Below are 19,863 nucleotides of genomic sequence, written 5' to 3' on the forward strand. Positions count from 1 at the left end.
GGGGGGGCGAGGTCAAGAGGCGCGAGGGCGATACAAGGCGACGGGCCGTCTACCCCAGGATCGCCAGCTCCTCGTCGGTCAGACGCAGGTCGATCGCGGCGAACGAATCACGGATCTCATGCGGATTGCGCGCGCTCGGGATCGTGAACAGCCGGCCGTAGCGCGTCAGCTCCCACGCGAGCACGACGCGCTGATACGAGACGCCACGCGCCGCCGCGACCGCACGGAACGGGTCGTAGGCGTGCATGTCGAACGGGTCGAGGAACCCGCCGAGCGGCGACCAGCAGACGAAGTCGAGGCCGAGTTCGGCGCAGTGCGCCATCGTCGACTCCGGATCGGGGTGGGATGGCGAGAACTGGTTCTGCACGGCGATCAGTCCGGTCCCGAGGATCGCGCGGGCGACGTCGATCTGCGCGTTGTCGACACGCGAGATGCCGGCGTAGCGGATCACGCCCTCGTCGAGCAGGGTCTTCAGCGCGCCGACCTGGTCCTCGTACGGCACGGCCGGGTCGGGGCCGTGCGAGTACAGCAGGTCGAGCGCGTCGACGCCGAGCCGGCGCGCGGACTCCTTCGCATCGCGGATCATCGTCTCGGGGCGGGAGTCGGCCATCCACCCGTACCGGCTGCCGGCCGCCTGCAACCGCTGGCGGGAGTCACTGGAGTCACTGGAGTCGCCGGAAACATCGATCGTCCTGCGATACCCGGTCTTCGTGGCGACGAGCACCTCGTCGCGCGGGCCGTCCCAGCTCGCGATCGCGTCGCGCACCATCATCTCGCCGTATCCGAAATCGGCCGCGACGCCGGTGCCGTCCTCGCCGGGCGCGCTCGGCAGGTAGTACGACCACGCGGTGTCGAGGTATCGCACGCCGGCGTCGAGCGCCGCATGGATCGTCTTGATCGCGGTGTCACGATCCGGCCGCCCCTCGATCGACAGCGCCATCGTGCCCATGCCGAGTCGCGGGATGCGATGCCCGGCGAAATCGACGACATTGGCGAAGCGCGTCGAAGGCGCGATGCCCTCCGCGCCGACGGCCGGCCTCTCCGCACCTGCTGCATCCGTCACATCCGCCGCGCCCGTCATATCCACCGCATCCGCCACATGCGCCGCCACATCCACCCCATCCGTCATGCCCGGACGGGCCGCGCCCATGACTCGCGACACGTCTTCCGCAGCCGTGTCACGCTCCGCGCCCGACGCGCACACCATCCGATCCTCGTTACCCATGGCTCCATCATCGCACGTCCCCCACCTCGAAACCGCCTCGCCACAGGCACAACGATGACTCGACGCGCGACCCGCATGACGCACAACCACACGGTACGCCACCGTACCCCACGACGTCACACAACATCCCCACCCCGGGCACGCGACCGTACAATCCACGACGAGACCGCACGCCCGCGACGCGGCAGCCCACGATATGCGACGCCGGCACAAGAAACGCTCAAGACACGCGGTAGCGCGTAGGAAATACAGTCAAACCGGTTCGACATACGGCGTTTCCTGTGATCTACGCCACAAAAGATATGAGAAGCTGTCCATATATTGGCATAGGGGGCACCCCGAAGCTATAGTGGGGCCTTGTAAGGCACAGAAGCCCTGCAAGGGGTCCCAATGAAGGGGGGAAGAAAGATGGAACGGAACGTTTGCTGCATAGCAGGATGCACTCATCAGGCGGAAGAGGCCGGCATGTGCGGCATGCACTTCACGGCCGCGCTCGTCCACGGCGCGCTGCAGTACGCGACGCCCGCCACACGTCCGGCCCGCGCCTGACCAGCTGCGCGCGTGAACGCATACGCACGCGTCGCTGCCTGTCGCGTCGGCGTATGCGCTATGTACATGGGCGCCGCGGATCACAGAGCGGAATCAACGATCACAGGTGAGTCGCCCGAAGCACGTGGGTGATTCAGGGACGATAACGATACATGTCGAAGAGGATGACGACCACACAAGAGCGGAACATCGCGGAAGACTGACGACACGACCGGCACGACATATGCTTTGCAGCCGCACGACGGCGAGGACATGGGTTGACGCAATCGCAGACACAACTGAACACTGAATCACCGAGTGACCATTACTGACTATGTGACCGACTAAGCGACCGGACGCGATTGAAACATCGCGCGGCCGAACACCATTGCGCAGTCAGGGTCAATCAGGCATGAAGGCGACCGTGAGGCCGCTTTTTTGTTGCCGCGTGTGCTGTATCCCCCGTGCCCCGTCGCGCGGTCGACGCACCCATCGCGCAGTGTTTTGCCCATGAAGCGGTGAGCCGTTTTTACAGATTGGCGGAATTCCGCCATTTCCCGTCACCGTGCGATGGGCGGTACACCACTTCATGGGTATGTCACCGCGCGATGACTGCCGGAGCGAGACGAACGGAATGCGCGGGACACACGGAATGCACGACACATCGCTGCCGCCGCAAGCGCAACGACCACGAACACGGCGGCGAGCGCGGCCGCCCAGCCGGAACGGAACCACGCGTCCGGCGAGGTGGGGATGCGGATGGTCGCAAGCGAACGCGACACGGTCGCCGGATCGCCGGTGCGTTCGAGATCGGGTGCGCGCTCGCCGGTGACGAGCAGGCGATGCGTGTTGACGCCGTACGGCGTGCAGGTGACGAGCGTGACGAGGTCGCGTCCGGGCTGCGCCGCGAGGATGTCGCGACGGTCGGTTACCGACACGGCAGTTCCCCCAGTTGGGACGTCCACGTTCATAGGGACCGTTTCTTCCGCCACGCCGGCCCACTCCGCCGCATTCCCTCCATCCGCCCGGCCCGCCGAATCCGACCCTTTCATCGGGCCAGTCCCTTCCGCCGGGTTCTCCATGCCCGACTTATCCGCCGTATCCGTAAAACTCACTGAATCCGGCTCCCTCGCAACACCCAACTCGTCCGGCGCGACCACGCGGATGTCGGTCACGCGGTAGGCGTGAGTGTCGCCGAGCACGGTGACGGTGAACACGTCGCCGCGCGCGAGTTCGTCGAGTCGCGTGAACAGTTCGGCCGATGGCAGTCCGCGATGCCCCGCCAGCACGCTGTGATTGCCGTCACCGCCGATCGGCAGCGCACTGTCGGGCATGTGACCGACGCCTTTGGCGAGCGCGTCGTCTCCGACACCGTGGCGAATCGGCAGTCGGAGATCGATCTGCGGGATGGCGAGGACGCCCATCACCCCGTCGCCGTTCGGGTTGAGCAGGTCGGCGTAAGGGGTGAGGGGCGGACTCGTGCCGGAGGAACCGGAGGAATTATCGGAACCGGCGGGCGCATGCGGATTCGGAGCCTTGGGGAGGCCGGAGGACATATCGGGACCGGTGACGGACGCCCCGGAGCCGGGATCACCGGAATACGGCAGGCCGGCGAGTGCAGCGTTGTGGCGGCGCGCTTCGGCGAGCATGGTCTCGCGCTCGGTATCGTCGATCGAATCGACGGTGCGTTCGTATCCGGCGATCACCTCCGCGTGACCGCGCGAGGCGATTCGTTCGGCGATCGCCGGGTACGCGCACAGCCCGAGCCCCGCGACGACGAGGATCGCAGCGAGAGCCGAAGTACATGCGCGACGTACGCGACCTCCTGAAGCGGCGCCCGCACCTGGCCTCGGAGCCGCCCCTGATGCAAGCCGTGCATGTCGTCCGCGTCCCATGCCGTTCACCTCCTTGCGGGAAGTTCATCCTGTCCCGGCCGGCGGGCGGTCCATCCCGGCGAGCCGGTCATCCCCTCCCGTTTGGCCGATACTGCACGTTATCGGCCAAACGAAGAGAGACTGTCTCCAGCCGTCTGACGGAATCTCCAGGCAACTCGCATCGCCCGAGCAAGCTCGAACACTGGTATTCTGCGACGCCAATTCATTGATGAATCGACTACCCCTCAGACCTGCTTCACGGCAACGTCCTGACAGGGAACCGAGGAGAGATCAACGAATTGCTGACGCGAGACACTAACTGCGCCGACGGCGGAAGGCCAGGACGAGACCGCCGAGGACCATGAGGGCACCGGCTGCGCTGAGGACGATCACGCCGGTGCTGCCGGTCTGCGGTAGCCAGCTGCGGTGGTTCTTGATCTGGCCGTAGGCGTAGCCGACTGTCTTCTGGCCGACGACGTTGCCGGTGAGTTCGACGCCCGTTTTGCCGCCGGTGCCGCCGCCCGGCTGCTCACCGCCGCCGTCTGAACCGCCGCCACCGACGTCACCGCCACTCGCCGGGCCATCGCCCGGACCGCCGACGGCGACGTCGGTGATTGTGAAGCTGATCGGCTTGCCGAGCGGCGAGTAGCCGTCAGGCGCCTTCGTTTCGGTCAGCGTATAGGTTCCGGGGCGCAGGCCGTCGATCCATAGCTCGCCGTCGGCCGATACGGCGAGGTCACGGGTCAGTCGCGCTCTGTCCTCCGCCACGATTGTGCCCGTCGCGTCGCGGTACGGAAGACGGTAGCGGCCGGTTCCGGCCACACCGGCATCTCCGGCCACCTCACCACCGGCTGTTCCGTCGCCGACCGGCACGACGCCCTCATACGAACCGTTCACCGGCTCATCGGCCGCGGCGTTCGCTCCGGCCGTTCCAGTCGTTCCGGAACCAGACTCGTCGGTAATCGATTCGTCTCCGCCACGCGGCCCCACCGCAGCAACGGCCGCGGCATCGGCCTGACTGGAATCGCCGACGACCGCGTCCACGTCGCCGCCGAGGGCGAAGACCGCTCCGGCGAGCGGCTTGCCGTCACCGCCGGTTTTGAGGATCTCGAGGCCGTACGAGTAGGCGATCACGCGGTCGTGCTCGGTCCTGTGCGACGCATCGTGGTACGGGTTGTTGGAGTACTCCAGCGTCACGGTGTTCGGATTGCCGTCCGGGCCGATCGCGACGCCGCTGTTCACGGTCGCACGGTAGCGGATGTGGATCGCGCGGTAGCCGCGGATGCCGTCGTAGTGCGTGCCGCCGAAATCGAGTCGGAAGGAGAAGGACGACGCATCGTCGGGTTTCGCAGGCTGCCCGCCGCCCAAGGTGAGCGTGTACCGGTCGGCGGCGAGCCGGGTCTCGGCGTCTCCGCCGCCCCCGCCGGCCCCACCGGAACCGCCGACGCCGAACACCTCGAGCGTGTCCGCCTCGAGCGTGAGCCCCGGCGAGAGTGTGTCGGCGATGGTGAAGTCGCGGTGGGTCGCGTTGTTCGGGAAGACCGGCACGTCGGCGCGCAGGTCGAAGGTCACGCTGTCGCCGACCGCGACGGCGTCGGATCCGGCGCCGTTCATGCCTTTGCCGGTCACGTGACCGTCGTCGCGATCCTCGTTGATCGACTTGTCGACGGACGGCACGTCGCGTTTCGTGTGCGCCTCGAACCGGTCGGCGACGACCCACTGCCGGTCGGACGCGCGATACCGCGGCGCAAGGTTCGCGATCACCGGGCGGTAGATGTACCGGCCGCCGGTCGTCAGCACGAGATACCCGCCGAGCGGGAGGGCCGCGAACGTGGCGGAAGCGGTTGCGGCGTTGTCGCCACCCTCGCCGCTGGAGCCATCGCCGGACGTGTCACCTCCGGCGGTCACGCCGACGTACGATTCGAGCGATGCACCGCCCGTACCGCCACCGCCTCCGCTTCCGGCCGATCCGCCGACAAAATCGGCAAGCTTGTCCGCGAAGTCGGCGATCTGACCGGCCGTGGCATTGGCGGGATCACCGTCGTCATCGGATGGCAGTCCGGCGTAGGCGTCGCCGACCGCGCCGGCGAGCGCGGCATCGTCCGAAACCCCCGCATCGCCCGAATCATCGACGATGAAATCGACGTTGTGCTCGGCGTCGTACGCGCGCACGAACTCGCGCACCGGCTCGGCCCAGACGTACGGCGGCGCGCCGGGCGACGTGCCGTCCGCGTCGAGGGTCATCTCGATGACCCGGTACGCGACGCTGGCGGAATCGGCCTCGACGCCGCGCACGACCAGTTCGGCGGTCGAGTCCTTGGCGAGCGGCGTGCCGGAGATCGCGTCGTCGGCCGCCGCCAGCGCCAGCGACGGCATCATCAGACCCGCGACGAGACCGAGGGTCATCGCCGTCACCGCCGCGGCGCGCATCACGCGCGTGGGTGCATGCGACGGACGTGACGTCGTATGCGACGCATGCGATGTGTGTGAATGGTTGAACATCATTGTTCCTTTCGTATGTGTGTTTGGTGTTTCGCACCGCAAATTCATTAATGAATTTGACTACCCCTCAGTCCCGCTTCGCGGGCCAGCTCGTCTGACAAGGGGAGCCGAATAGCCGATCAGTGGCGACGGGATTCGCGGGTGACGACCAGCGCGCCGGCGAGCAGCAGGAGGAGACCGGCCGCCGAGACGGCCAGCAGACCGGACGAACCGGTGCGGGGCAGGGCGGTGTCCTTCACGACGTTGGTGAAGGTGAAGTCCGCGGCGCTGCCGATCAGTCGCGGATTCGGCGTGAACCCGGTGGTCCTGCCCTCCTCGTCCTTGATCTCCACGTTCGTGTCCTGGCCGGTGACCTTGCCGAGGAACTCGCGCTCGCCGACCACCGGTTTGCCGTCCTTGCCGGTCGTCACCTTCGCGGAGTACATCATCGCCACCAGTCCCCGATGCCAGTGGGTATAGGAGTCCGGGGCGGAGTCGTCTGCATCCGGAGCGGTGGCGTCAGATGATTCTTGCCCGCCAGATGACTGCCCGTCCACAGACCCGTCACCCGGCGATCGATCTCCGCCGGACGATTCGTCACCCGTCAAGTCGTCATCCGCCGTCCCATCGCCCGATTCCCCATCGTCCGACGGGTTCGCTTCCTCGCCGTCTATCGTGAAGCGGCCGAGCCAGTCCTCCTTGACGTCGATCCAGATCTTGTAGGAGACGCCTTCGGGGTTGTAGGCGACGGAGGTGTCGGACCTGTCGATCTCCTCGGTGATCGTGAACTCGTATTCGCCGGGCTCGCTGAAGGTCAGCGGGCTGAAGTCGGCGATGCCGTCATAGCCGATGAACGACCAATCGTCCGCGGGCGCCTTGACCCCGACCGTTTCGTGCACGGCCCCGCGGCCGTCGGCGCCGTCGATCGTGAACCGGAACCGGTCGCTCTCCAGCTTCTCCCCGCCTGTGAGGATCTTGCCCGCGGCGGCGCGCAGGTGCACCGGCAGCGGCTTGTCCGCGACCGTCATAATGTCGGCGTCCGTGGCCGCGCGATGGTAGACGTTGCCGCCGGCGTCGACCGTGATCGCCACGTTCGCGCAGGTGAGCTGACGCCCCTTAATCATCGCGTTGATCGCGTCCTGCGCCTCGGCGAGCGTCTCGAAACGTTGCGATTCCGGGGATTCGGCCGACTTGCCACCGGCCGACTTGCCCGCGCCGAACGCGACCGTGTACCCGCCCGCGCCCAGCGGTGTGAGTCCCGACTGACCGAGATCGGGCTCGGCGAGCGTGATCGGCTTGCCAGCGTTCATGATGTAGACGCCGTCGTCCACGCGCGCGGTGGCGTAGTCGGACGTCATCGTGATGTTGTCGATCGCGCCGAGCCAGTTCGACGCGCTTTTGAAGTCGTCGGCACGCGCGGTGTTGCGCTCCTTGAGCGTTTCGATCTCGCTGCCCTGACCGCCGCCGATCACGAGGCCGGCGGGCGACTCCCCAGACTCGGTTTCGGCGCCCTTGACCGTGACCTTGATCGGTTCGACCAAGCCGTAGCCGGTGGGAGGGGCGAGCTCCTTCAGGTAGTAGTCGCCCGGTTTGAGGTATTCGAAGTGGATGATGCCGTCATCGCCGGTGCTCTCCACCTCGACGTCCTGCATCATGATCTCGCCGGATTCGTCGCGCTGGACCTCACCGCCGAGGCTCACGACCGCCTGCTGCGCGACGTGCTTGCCGGCCTTGTCCGTGTAGAGGGCGAAATGCGCGAACGGCAACGGCTCGCCACTCGCCGCGTCGACCTTGCGCGCCTTGATGTCGCCGAGGACGAGCGGCTGGCCGGTAACCTGCACGGTGTTGAGGTAGGAGATATTGGTGCGGTAGGCGTGGTCGATGGATTGTTCTTGTGGAACCACACCACCAAATTGTTTATAGAGCAGGTTGAACTTCACCAGATCCTGATAATCCCCGTCCACCCCGCAACTCGGAATCGACATCGTGATGACGTTGCCCTTGGCTGAGACCCGGTCGGTGGGCTGTTCCTGGGTTCCAAACCGCTCGTTGAACGTCGTCGTGATTCCGGTCGGGCGAATCACTTTCGCGGCTTCCTTCGAGCCATCGACCTCGGCCTCGCCACCATCATCCCCGACGACACTGCCGAGGTCGACCGACATGCCGCGGCCGGTGAGCGTCGTGTCGATCTCGACCGTCATGTCCTCGCCGCCGGGCTTGCGCACCACGTCGACCGTCAGATCGCTGTAGGCATGCGTGTTGAACGTATGCTGCCCGCTGCGAGCCTTGGTCAGGTTGTACGTGTACGGGTTCTTCGGCAGCACGGTCAGGTCGATCGGCCCGATGTCGATCGCGGGACCGCCCGGATGCCGGTCCGACGAGACCCCGTCGATCGTCGGGTCGAACGCGTCCTCGATGAACGCAAACCCCTTGTGATTGCCGACGTCCTCGATCCTCAGGTGCCCCACCTGGTTGAGCAGCGTGACGCCGGTCAGCACCGCGCCGTCCTCCAGCGGCTTGCTGATCGTGATCGTCGTGTGTTCGGGGCTGTGGATGCCGAACACCGAGATCACGTCCGCCGCGGACTCGACGAGCTTGCCGTCGGCCACCAGTCTCGGGTCCGTGAAGTCCTGACCGGAATCGCGGATCGCCTGATAGACGGCGTCGGCGAACACCTTCGAGCCGGTGAAATGCCCGTCGATGTACTCGCGCACGTCGCCCCAAGTGATCCCGTCCGGCAGCGTGGTGGTCGACGGCGCCTCGGAGACGATCGTCGTCAACGTCGCATCCGCCCCCGCGGCCCCGCTCCCGTTCGCAGCCGCAGCCGCAGCCGACACCAGTCCCGATGCGGCCGTCGCGGAGGCGAACGCCGATGCCGGCGCCGCCACTCCCAGCAGCATCGCGCCGACCGTCATGCACGCCCACATCCTTCGTCGGCGTAAAGCCCGTTTCGTCCATGTCGGCCGCGTCGAATCACCCGATCCATCACCGCGATTCCCGTCGCGACGACCACCCGGCCGCCGATTACGCCATTCGTGCCTCATCGCACGTCCTTCCCTTGGAAATTACCGTTTCCCCCGAACCCGTACCGGCGTTCAAGCGAAGCGGCCCCGCTCGCGAATCGACATCGACTCGTGCGTGGGCCGCTGATCGAACGGTCCCACGTCAAGACGACAGCGCGACAAGGGCGATTCGCGGCGGAATCCGTCGAATCCGTCGAATCGAAGAAGATCGGAAACCCGCCGAGTGACGACGAAATGACGACTCAAGCGAGGAACGGCAGACGACCGGAAGAGCGATCAGGGTGATGCTCGATCAGCTGGCGCCTGATAACCGAACGGCCGGAAACTCGCGTCATTCCGCCACAATCACGGTGGACATCACGGCTGAGTCGAGGCACAGTCACACGACGGCCACGTCGCGATCACCGTGCGGATCGAGCCGGAATCACCCGAAATCACACGCGGCAGCTAACGGCCCGCCCGTTCACATGCCTCTACACGCGCAACGCGACCACGACACACCCGGCACGAACGCCGCCGCAACAGCACATTCACAATTCCTTCATACATCGCAAGGCTGAATGTGCCTCGCACATCGTATACGCGGACGTGTGCGCGGATCAGCGACCCAACGCGGCCTTGAGGTCGCGGTTCTGGAAGCGGTCGTGCAGCAGGCAGTAGCCGCCGAACACGGCCAGCCACACCAGACCGGCGACCGCGGAGCCGATCGTGTCGGACGCAAGGAACAGCGTCACGTAGATGAACACGAAGAAGATGATCGCGATCGTGTTCGTCACCTTGTACGCCGGCATCACGAAGCCGTCGGGGATGAAATCGGCGGAACGGCGGTACCGCTGGTGCGCGACCATCGTCAGGATGTAGATGAAGATGATCACCGCGGACGAGGCGGACGAGAACAGCACGAACGCGCTCGACACCTGCGGGAACGCGTTGATCACCGGCGACAACAGCACCAGCGCGGCCGACACGAGGATCGCGCGGGCCGGCACGCGGCGCTTCGAGACGACGCCGATCTTCTGGAACACCGGCGACTCCGACTCGATCGCCAGCTGGTAGAGGTGACGGCCGGCCGAGTACAGCAGCGAGTTCAACGACGACGACGCGGCCGTGATCACCACGAAGAACACCAGCGCCGACGCCCAGTTCAATCCCGCGTACTGGAACACCATGATGAACGGCGACGCGAACGAGCCGTCCTTGTTCGGCTTGAACGTGGTCCACGGCACGATGCACATGATCGCCACCAGCGCACCCACGTAGAAGATCAGGATGCGCATGATGATCTCGTTGATCGCCTTCGGCAGCACCTTGCGCGGGTTCTGCGTCTCGGACACGGTCACGCCGACGAACTCGATCGCCTCATACGCGAAGAACACCATCTGGAAGCTCATCAGGAACGCGAGCCAGCCGTTCGGCGCGATCGAGAAGTTCGAGAACAGGTTGTCGAGGCCCGCGTGGCCGGCGGGCGACGGCGCGCTCTGGCCGGCGATCTGCACGGAACCGTAGTGGTAGCCGATCACGACCATGACCACGGCGGTCACGATCATCGCGCAGATCAGCGTGATCTTGATCATCGAGAACCAGAACTCGGCCTCGCCGAACGCCTTCACGGCGATCAGGTTGATCGTGGCCAGCACCACGAGGAACGCCAGTTCGATCAACCATTTCCACGCGCTCAGGTCGATGTCGAACGTGTTGAAGAACGTGATGAAATACGTGGAGACGGCCGTGATCTCGGTCATGCCGATGAGCACGAGCACGATCCAGTACGACCATCCGGCGAACTTGCCCCAGCCGTTGCCGAGGTAGCGCGTGATGAAGTTGATGAACGTGTGCTGGCTCGGATCGCGGTACATCATCTCGCCGATCGCGCGCATCAGCATGAACATGACAAGGCCCACGCCGATGTACACGAACACGATGCTCGGACCGGTCAGGGCGATCGACTTGCCGGAGCCGAGGAACAGGCCGGTGCCGATCGTGCCGCCGATCGCGATGAACTGGACGTGGCGGTTGTTGAGGCCGCGGTCCATCTCGTTGTTCTCGTCGAGACTCTCGACGGACTTCAGGGTCGCGGTGGCCGCTTCGACTGACCTCGTGTTCGCATCGCTCATACCGCTGCCCTCACTCCTCACTTCGCTTCGATTCGCGTGTTCAAATGCAGGTTCAAACTGTAGCACCGGGCGGGACGGAAAAGTTCATTCGGTTCAATTATCATGTAACGTCTCTGTGAACTTTGCACAGATGAGTTCAATTTGCCATGCTCCGTCTTGTGGCCCAAAATTGAACTTTCGTTTTTGGCGGAAAGGATGTTCCCAGCGTGGACCGCGTGGGGGCGGCGGTCCGCTATTACCGACACGCTCCGGGCCGCTCTGGCCAAGTCTTTACGGTCCGCAACAGCGGACCGCCGCCCCCACGCTCCGTTTCAGCGTTCCGTTACGTTTCAGCGTATATTTCCATGCAATTCCGCGTGATTCCGCTTCTTACGTAACGTTTGCGCCGACGAGGAGGGCAGGGCGGTTTGTCGTGCCGGACCGTAGGCTTGGCCGAGCGGCCTTGAGCGTGTCCGGCACGACAAACCGGCCTGTCCTCCGGCCCCGGCACCCCCCGGCACTACTCACTACGCTATTCGATGCTTTTCAGTGAGACCGCGGGGTCGATGCGGTCCAGGACCGGGTTGGTGAAGAGCTGGACCAGGAGGGCGAAGGCGAGGGTCACTGCGGCGGCGATCAGATAGCTGACGGGACGCACATGGACCTCGAAGTACATGCCGGGCATGTTAAGGGCGGCGGTGAGGAGGCCTCCGACCCATCGTCCGAGCGGCAGTCCGACCGCGATGCCGGCGAGCGTCAGGATCAGCATCTCCTTGTTCACGTACGTGTGCACCTCGCGGTCGTAGAAGCCCAGGACCTTGAGCGTCGCCATCTCGCGCACGCGTTCGGACACGTTGGTATTGGCGAGTGTGAACAGCACGACCAGCGCGAGTCCGCCCGCGAGCCCGACGATCAGGGCGACGACCGCGGCCATGAGCTTGAACTCGAAACTGCGTTCGAGCTTGGCGTTGCTGACGGCGCTCAGCACCTTCGCGTCGCGGTCGAGCTTGGCGGCGTAGTCGATCTGTTCGTCGTCAATACCTTGCAGATTGGCGTAGAGCGCGTTCAGTTCGACGCCGTCGGAGACCGTGCCTGCATCGGCGTCGTCGTTGTCATCGTCATCCGCGCCGAACAGCTGCCGGTAGTAGGACGTGGTCAGGTAGAGATCGGAGCCGATCACGGATTCGCTGACGGCGTGGACGCGGGCCTTGGCGCGTTCGGAATCGCCGTTGCGCAGGGTGATCTCGTCGCCGGCCTTGACGCCGAGCGACGCGGCGGCGGACCGTGAGACGATCACGCCGGAACCGGTGAAGGTCGGGGCGGAGTCGGACGAGGCACCAGAATCGCCGGCATCGGACAGCCTGACCTCGTCACCGGTGCGGTAGGCGTTCATCGTGCCGTCGGATACGACGCGCAAATCGGCGATCGCGCGCAGATCGGCGGCGGACGGCACGGCGACGAGCTGGACTGTGGTCGATTCGTCGTCGGCGTTCGTCATCTCGCCGTTGTCGATGCGGGCGGGCGTCGCCTCGCCGTCGAGTTTGCCGTCGTCGCGCAGACGCTGTTCGACGGCGGCGAGATCGTCGTGATCGGTGACGACCATCAGGTCGTAGCGGTAGATGTCCTGATACTGGCGCGCGGGGATCGCGTCGACGCTGTCGTTGATCGCAAATCCGCACACGATAAGCGCGGTGCAGCCGGCCACGCCGCCGACCGTCATGATCAGACGCGATTTGAACCGCATGATGTTGCGCACGGTCACCTTGTTGAGGAATCCCATGCGACGCCACACCGGGCGTACGCGCTCGAGCAGGACGCGCGTGCCCGCCTTCGGCGCTTTCGGGCGCATCAGCGCGGCAGGCGTCTGCCGCAACTCGCCCGCACACGCGACGACGGTCGCGACGACGATGCCGACGACGAACAGGGCGATGCCGGCCGAACCGTACACCCAGTCGTATTCGATGCGCACGCCGGGAACCGTGTACAGGCCGTTCAGCACGACGAGCAGGAACGCGGGAATCCCGACAAACCCGGCGACGAGGCCCAGTCCGCCGCCGATCAGGCAGGCGAGCGCGGCGAACAGCACGTAGCGGGCGGCGATCGCGGCCGGACCATAGCCGAGGCCGACGTATGTGCCGATCAGGCCGCGTTCCTCCTCGACCATGCGCGTCATCGCGGTGAGGCTCATGAGCACGGCGACGGTCAGGAACACGACCGGAAACGCGCGGCCGATCGACTCGATCGAGCTCACGTCGGATTTGAGCTGGCTGAACCCGCCGATCGCGGAGCGCGTGCTCACATACCAGCGCGCCTGTGCGATCTTGTCGGGCACTTGCGCACTTTCCTCGTCCAGTTGCGCGGTGGTCTCAGCTTTCTGGCGGTCAAGGTCGGTTTGCCCCTGATCCAGCTGTGTCTGGGATCGTTGCAATTCCGGGCTTTTGGCGATGATGGCCTGACGCGCTTGGTCGCTGGATACTTGACCTCCCTGCGCAAGCGACCCCGCGGATCGCGCACTTTGGGCCGCTATCGCATCAACCTGCTGGTTGAATTGCGCACGTTGCTGGTCCAGTTGCGCTTGCGCGTCGGCGAATTTCCGGGTCGCCTCGGCTCGGGCGTCGTCGATCTTTTGCTGGGCCTCGTCGATGAGCTGTTGGCGGCGGGCCTTCTGGCGTTGCGACTGAATTTGCGTCGTGATGCGGTCGGCGACGGCTCTGACTGTCCGATCGTAGCGGTCGGAGAACGTGTCCTCGGCCTTGGCGCCGGCCACGGCGATGCTGATCGAGGTGTAGACGTCGCCGGTCACGCCGTCGGAGGGCGCGAAGAACGCGTAGTCGGAGGCGGCGTTGTTGCGGAACGCCTCGCTGCTGATGCCGTCGGGGTTGCTCAGGTCCGCGAGGTCGAGGACCTGCCCGGTGATGGTGAGCTGGGTAGGGAACGAGGGCGATGCGTCGGCGGAATCGGCCGAGTCATCGGTTGATCCCGTGGATTCCGCGGCCGTGCCGACCGGGGTGACGGTGAGTTTGTCGCCGATGTTGTAGCCGCTGTCCTTGAGGAACTTGCGGGTGACGGCGACCTCGCCGGCCTTCGTGGGCATGCGTCCGGATTCGAGATACGGGCGGTCGAGCGCGGTGTCGGCATCGCCCGAACCGGCGCCCGCGCCCCCGGCCGCGCCCCCGCCCGCGATCTCGTTGATCGTCACGGTTTTTTCGGCGCCGTCGATCGGCACCTTGACGGACTGGCTGCGCACGCCCTGTACGGTCTCGACCCCGTCGACCGCACGCAGGGCGTCGACGTCGTCGGACGTCAATCCGAGCGTGGAGACCACCTGGATGTCGCGCAGACCCTGCGCGTCGTAGAACCGGTCGGCGCCGAGGAACATGTCGCGGCATCCCGCGTAGATGCCGGTCAGCACGGCCACGCCGAGCAGCGAGATCAGGGCGATCGACGCGAAGCGTTTCCACGATCGAAGCCAGCACCGCAGCATGTCCTTGACGAACGCACGTCCGGTCATCACACGCCTCCCTCACCACTCGATGTCGGCGATGGGCGTCGGATGCTCGTTGACCTCGGCGGCGGTCACGCGGCCGGAACGGAAGTGGATCACCTTGTGCGCCATCGGAGCGAGCGCGGAGTTGTGGGTGATGATCATCACGGTCATCCCCTCCTCGCGGCAGATGTCCTGCAGCAGGGTCAGGACCTCCTTGCCAGTCTCGTAGTCGAGCGCGCCGGTCGGTTCGTCGCACAGCAGCAGCTTCGGCTTCTTCGCGATCGCGCGGGCGATCGACACGCGCTGCTGTTCGCCGCCGGACAGCTGCGCCGGGAAGTTGTCGAGGCGCTCCCCCAGCCCGACCTTGCGCAGCGTCTCGGCCGGATCGAAATGATCCGGACAGATCTGACTCGCCAGTTCGACGTTCTCGAGCGCGGTCAGGTTGGGTACGAGGTTGTAGAACTGGAACACGAAGCCGATGTCGTTGCGCCGGTAGGTGATGAGGTCGCGCTTCCTCAAGTCCGTGATGTCGCGACCGCCGACGACCACGCGCCCGGAGGTCGCGGTGTCCATGCCGCCCAGGATGTTCAGGGCCGTGGTCTTGCCCGCGCCCGACTGGCCGAGGATCACGGTCAGCTCGCCCCGGTCGGCGGTGAAGCTCGCGCCGTCGAGCGCCCGGATCGGCCTGCCGCCGCCCGTCGGATACTCCTTGACCACATTGTCGAATTCGATGTACGCCATGTCGCTCACCCCCGCTGCAAACACCCGTCCGCCCATATACGCACGGCCCGGCCTTCGAAGTTGATGAATGTTATCATCAAGTAAAACAACACCGTGTCGGTTCCACAACCAACAGTCGATTCGATAAATGTCGGGCTGCGTAGGATTGTCGCCACATGCGTCCCATGTCCGTCTAACTTTCCCTAGTCATCGAATTCAGGCCCCACACACCCGATACCATCCCCGACACCATTCAGCGAATGACCATAAAACATTGGATTTTCAACGTCTTCACCATCGGCCGCAGCAATATCAGTAACTTTCCCTAACTTTCCCGATGGAGGATAATGCATGTATGGAAAATCTGACGCTATTGGTGAATGAACTTGCCAAGCAACCAGCCGAAACCGAATGGCTGGAGTTCAAGCACAACAAGTACACCCCCGAAATGATCGGGGAAGATGTAAGCGCCTTGGCAAACGGTGCCGCTCTCGCCGGACACCCATTCGCTTACCTGATCTGGGGCGTCGATGACGCCACCCACGAGATACTCGGCACCGATAACGAGTGGCACACCATGCACGTCAAGCAGCAGGAGATTGAGAACTGGGTGCGCACACAACTGTCAGGCAATACCGAACTGGATTTTCTACGCACCCAAATCGACGAGCAACGACATGTGCTTGTTCTCAAGATCAGCAGCGCCGTGAACCGTCCCGTGTCATTCAACAAGACAGAGTACATCCGAGTCGGCAGCTATACGAAAAAACTGCGGGACGTGCCATCGAAGCAAACAGCTCTATGGGATCGCCTACGCGCCAGCAGGTTCGAGAACGACATCGCCAAAAATAATCTAACCGCAACAGAGGTTCTGTCATCACTTGACGCCCAATCCTGTTTCGACCATCTCAATCGTCCCTATCCTTCAACCATGCAAGCGATTGTGGACTACTTTGAAGAGGAGGGGATCGTCATCAGACAGGACGATGGAAGGTATTCCATCTCCAACATGGGCGCCCTTCTTTTCGCCAAACACCTCACCGATTTCCCACGGCTGAATCGTAAGACTGTCAGGATCATCCGGTACGACGGCGATAACCGCATGGGCTCAAGCAAGGAAGAGGAATACACCACCGGCTACGCCGTTAATTTCGACGGACTTATCAAACTGATCAGTGCCATGACACCCTCCCGTGAGATAGTCGGCAAGTCATTGAGGGAGGAGCATGGGAACTACCCCGAACTGGCCATTCGAGAAGCTGTGGCCAACGCCCTCATCCATCAGGATTTCACCGTGACCGGAGCGGGTCCGATGGTCGAGATCTTCGACCATCGCATGGAGATCACCAATCCCGGCACGCTCATGGTCGACCAAATGCGAATCATCGACGCGCCGCCACGCTCTCGCAATGAGGACACCGCCGCATTCATGCGCCGAATGAAAATCTGCGAAGAGCTCGGTACCGGCTGGGACAAAATCGCCATGTCCTGCGAACTCATGGAGCTACCTTCACCGAGGATCCGAGGATATGACACAGGAACACGCGTTACGCTTTACTCGGAGCGCCCGTTCAGCAGCATCTCCATGGACGACAGGGAATGGGCTTGCTATATGCACGCCTGCCTTCGCTATATCAATGAAGACGCTGGATCAGCATATATGACCAACAGCAGTCTTCGACATCGATTCGGTCTCGGACAGCAATCACAGCCAGTGATTTCCAAACTCATCAAACGCACTATGGAGAGAACCCTCATCAAACCTTTGGATCCGAAGACAGCGCCTCGCTACATGCAATACATCCCCATATGGGCATGATCAGACGCACGGCCACATGCCGCAACTTTCCCGAGCTCCTCCAAATGAGCCGACGCTCGCGTGACAACGAGCCGGGAAACGCAGGAACGGCAACGTCAGTCGCACTCGCCATTCCATGGAAATCAACTTTCCTCAACTTTCCGGAATCGAACTATCGAGCAGAAAGGCAACATCATGGGCAAAGAAGCCAAAGAGGCCAAAGGTCTGACGGAAAGCCGGCGGACGCGCTATACCCGAGCCGCGATGCAGGACGCACTCATCGAGCTGCTCCGCGATCAGGCGCTCGGTGACATCACCGTCAAAGCCTTGTGCGAACGGGCGGACGTGAACCGATCCACGTTCTACGCCCACTACTCCAGCATCGAAGAGCTGCTGCACGATATCGAGGACGACACCATGGCATGGGTCACGGCCGCGCTCGACCAGCTCATGAAGCAACCGGACCCGGCAGGCATCGAACACATCATCGAACGCGTGTGCCGATACATCGCCGACAATCGCAATCATCTGCAAGTGCTGATGAGTCCGAAGGCGGACGTCGGATTCCAACAGCAACTGCTCGAACTGATTTACGGCAGACAATCAATGGTCGAGCGGATGCAGACCGGCGCCGCCACACCGCAGGAGGCGCAGATGCGCATGCGGTTCGCCGTCTCCGGCAGTATCGGTCTCATCCAACACTGGCTCGCAACCGATCTCGCCGCTACCCCGGAATCCGTGGCGCACATCATTTTCACGATGTCCATTCCCGCCAATATGGCCGGGCAACGGACAGGTGAACCGGAACAGCCTGGCTCCGACACCGCCTGCGAACGCCGGACAAGCGCGTGACGAGGCGAAACGGACTGTCACACAACTTATCCGTCATCGCAGATGCCTCATACACAAACACTTCCGCAAACGACTACGACTCTGGCTGTGGAACGCGTCACACAGTATGACAGCCGTACAATACTGCTGTCCACGATGCCGCATCGCACGGATGCACCAGCACCCGCCCAATCCCAGACGGTATCGCACAATGACACGAGAGAAAAGAGAATATCCATGAGCGCTGCAAACGCGCCACAGCCCAACAAGCCGCGCGAGACCGACGACGTGCCGGTGCCGGCGACGCTGCGCAAGTCGCTGAAGAACCGCCATATCCAGCTGATCGCGCTGGGCGGCGCGATCGGCACGGGCCTGTTCTACGGCTCGAGCGAGTCGATCGCGCTGGCCGGCCCTGCGATCCTGCTCGCCTACCTGATCGGCGGCCTCGCGATCTTCATGATCGTGCGCGCGCTGTCCGAAATGAGCGTCGAGGACCCGAAGGCGGGCGCGTTCAGCTACTACGCGACACGCTACTGGTCCAAGCGCGCCGGCTTCATCTCCGGCTGGAACTACTGGTTCAACTACATCCTCGTGTCGATGGTCGAGCTCGCGGTGGTCGGCTCGTTCGTCAACTACTGGTTCCCGGCGATCCCGACGTGGGTGTCGGCGGCCGTGTTCCTCGTGGTGATCTGCGCGGCGAACCTGCTGGGCGTCTCCAAGTTCGGCGAGTTCGAGTTCTGGTTCGCGATCATCAAGATCGTGGCCGTGATCGCGATGATCGTCGGCGGCCTCGCGGTGATCGTCTTCGCATTGCCGACCGACTCGGGCGTGAAGGCAAGCTTCGCGAACTGGTTCACCGTGGGCGGCGGATTCCTGCCGAACGGCCTGATGGGACGCGCGTCCGACGGTTCGTGGACGGGCCTCCTGATGGCGCTCGTCGTCGTGATGTTCAGTTTCGGCGGCACCGAGCTCATCGGCATCACCGCCGGCGAGACCGAGGACCCGAAGACCACGATCCCGCGCGCCACCAACGACATCATCTGGCGCATCCTCGTGTTCTACATCGGCGCGCTCGGCGTCATCATGGCCGTGGTGCCGTGGAACACGCTCGACGGCAAGACCAGCCCGTTCGTGCAGATCTTCGACTCGGTGGGCGTGCACGCGGCCGCCGGTATCTTGAACTTCGTGTGCTTGACCGCCGTGATGAGCGTGTACAACTCCGGCCTGTACGCCAACTCGCGCATGCTGTACTCGCTCGCCAAGCAGGGCAACGCGCCCGCCTATCTGGGCCGCTTGAACGCGCATGGCGTGCCGGTGGCGGGCGTGCTCACGTCGGCCGTGATCACCGCGTTCGCCGTGGTGGTCGTGTTCGTGTGGCCCGATTTCGCATTCAACTACCTGATGTCGATCGCCACGATCGCGGGCATCATCAACTGGACGATGATCATGATCACCGAGATGAAGTTCCGCCGTGTGATCGCGGCCGGCGGCGCACCCGAGGACACCGATCTGGCCGGGCTCTCGGGTCAGGAGGCGCTCGACGCGATCCACTTCAAGCTGCCGTTCGCGCGCGTCACCCCGTGGGTGGTGCTCGCGTTCCTCGCGCTCGTCGTGGTGCTCATGTGCTTCTCCGCCAGCTATCGCGTGGCCGTGATCGCCGGCGTGATCTGGCTGGCGATCCTGTTCATCGCCTATCAAGTGAGTAATCGGAAGTAGTGCACTACAGCGAATCGTTCTCAATAGCGGAAGTGTGAGACGACCGCACAGGATCGCACGCGATTGACCACATACGAAAATCCCCGA

General features: G+C 64.0%; 10 protein-coding genes and 1 pseudogene. 4 read left to right on the forward strand and 7 right to left on the reverse strand.

The annotated features are described in order from the left end of the window. Nucleotides 1–49: 49 nt before the first annotated feature. A complete protein-coding gene (locus CSQ85_RS07185; protein ID WP_223846910.1) occupies nucleotides 50–949 on the reverse strand; it encodes an aldo/keto reductase in 900 nt (299 codons plus the stop codon). Between the two features lie 684 nt (nucleotides 950–1,633). Between CSQ85_RS07185 and CSQ85_RS13065 the strand changes: the two genes are divergently transcribed. Further along, nucleotides 1,634–1,774, forward strand: coding sequence for a hypothetical protein (locus CSQ85_RS13065; RefSeq protein ID WP_181281922.1), 141 nt, complete (start codon nucleotides 1,634–1,636; stop codon nucleotides 1,772–1,774). Between the two features lie 566 nt (nucleotides 1,775–2,340). Here the strand turns inward: CSQ85_RS13065 and CSQ85_RS13560 are convergent. The 6 genes from CSQ85_RS13560 to CSQ85_RS07220 all read right to left on the reverse strand — a co-directional run bounded on the left by CSQ85_RS13560 (nucleotide 2,341) and on the right by CSQ85_RS07220 (nucleotide 15,452). Next, nucleotides 2,341–3,648: a sortase gene (locus CSQ85_RS13560; protein ID WP_150383499.1), complete on the reverse strand. Its 1,308-nt coding sequence runs from the start codon at nucleotides 3,646–3,648 to the stop codon at nucleotides 2,341–2,343. 294 nt (nucleotides 3,649–3,942) lie between these two features. Further along, on the reverse strand, nucleotides 3,943–6,129 hold the full coding sequence (locus CSQ85_RS07200; protein ID WP_150383500.1) for an isopeptide-forming domain-containing fimbrial protein: 2,187 nt from the start codon (nucleotides 6,127–6,129) through the stop codon (nucleotides 3,943–3,945). Between the two features lie 119 nt (nucleotides 6,130–6,248). Beyond that, on the reverse strand, nucleotides 6,249–9,023 hold the full coding sequence (locus CSQ85_RS07205) for a SpaA isopeptide-forming pilin-related protein (RefSeq protein WP_190972944.1): 2,775 nt from the start codon (nucleotides 9,021–9,023) through the stop codon (nucleotides 6,249–6,251). A gap of 707 nt (nucleotides 9,024–9,730) precedes the next feature. Beyond that, nucleotides 9,731–11,245 (reverse strand): amino acid permease, encoded by a 1,515-nt coding sequence (locus CSQ85_RS07210; RefSeq protein ID WP_150383502.1) that lies wholly within the window; start codon nucleotides 11,243–11,245, stop codon nucleotides 9,731–9,733. A gap of 511 nt (nucleotides 11,246–11,756) precedes the next feature. Further along, nucleotides 11,757–14,735 carry an FtsX-like permease family protein gene (locus tag CSQ85_RS07215; protein WP_150383503.1) on the reverse strand — a complete coding sequence of 993 codons (2,979 nt, stop codon included), beginning with the start codon at nucleotides 14,733–14,735 and terminating at the stop codon, nucleotides 11,757–11,759. Between the two features lie 12 nt (nucleotides 14,736–14,747). After that, nucleotides 14,748–15,452, reverse strand: a complete 705-nt coding sequence (locus tag CSQ85_RS07220) for an ABC transporter ATP-binding protein (RefSeq protein WP_150383504.1) — start codon at nucleotides 15,450–15,452, stop codon at nucleotides 14,748–14,750. Between the two features lie 334 nt (nucleotides 15,453–15,786). Here CSQ85_RS07220 and CSQ85_RS07225 point away from each other — a divergent pair, with 334 nt between their 5' ends. The 3 genes and pseudogenes from CSQ85_RS07225 (at nucleotide 15,787) to CSQ85_RS07235 (ending at nucleotide 19,776) form a co-directional block, all read left to right on the forward strand. Next, nucleotides 15,787–17,250 carry an ATP-binding protein gene (locus CSQ85_RS07225; RefSeq protein WP_150383505.1) on the forward strand — a complete coding sequence of 488 codons (1,464 nt, stop codon included), beginning with the start codon at nucleotides 15,787–15,789 and terminating at the stop codon, nucleotides 17,248–17,250. A 174-nt stretch (nucleotides 17,251–17,424) separates the two neighbouring features. Then, nucleotides 17,425–18,003: pseudogene (locus CSQ85_RS07230) on the forward strand (TetR/AcrR family transcriptional regulator); the annotation flags it as partial. A gap of 294 nt (nucleotides 18,004–18,297) precedes the next feature. Further along, nucleotides 18,298–19,776, forward strand: coding sequence for an amino acid permease (locus CSQ85_RS07235; protein WP_150383506.1), 1,479 nt, complete (start codon nucleotides 18,298–18,300; stop codon nucleotides 19,774–19,776). The last annotated feature ends 87 nt before the right edge of the window (nucleotides 19,777–19,863 follow it).

Origin of the sequence: Bifidobacterium rousetti (assembly GCF_008698235.1) — a bacterium.
Taxonomy (GTDB): Bacteria; Actinomycetota; Actinomycetes; order Actinomycetales; family Bifidobacteriaceae; genus Bifidobacterium; species Bifidobacterium rousetti.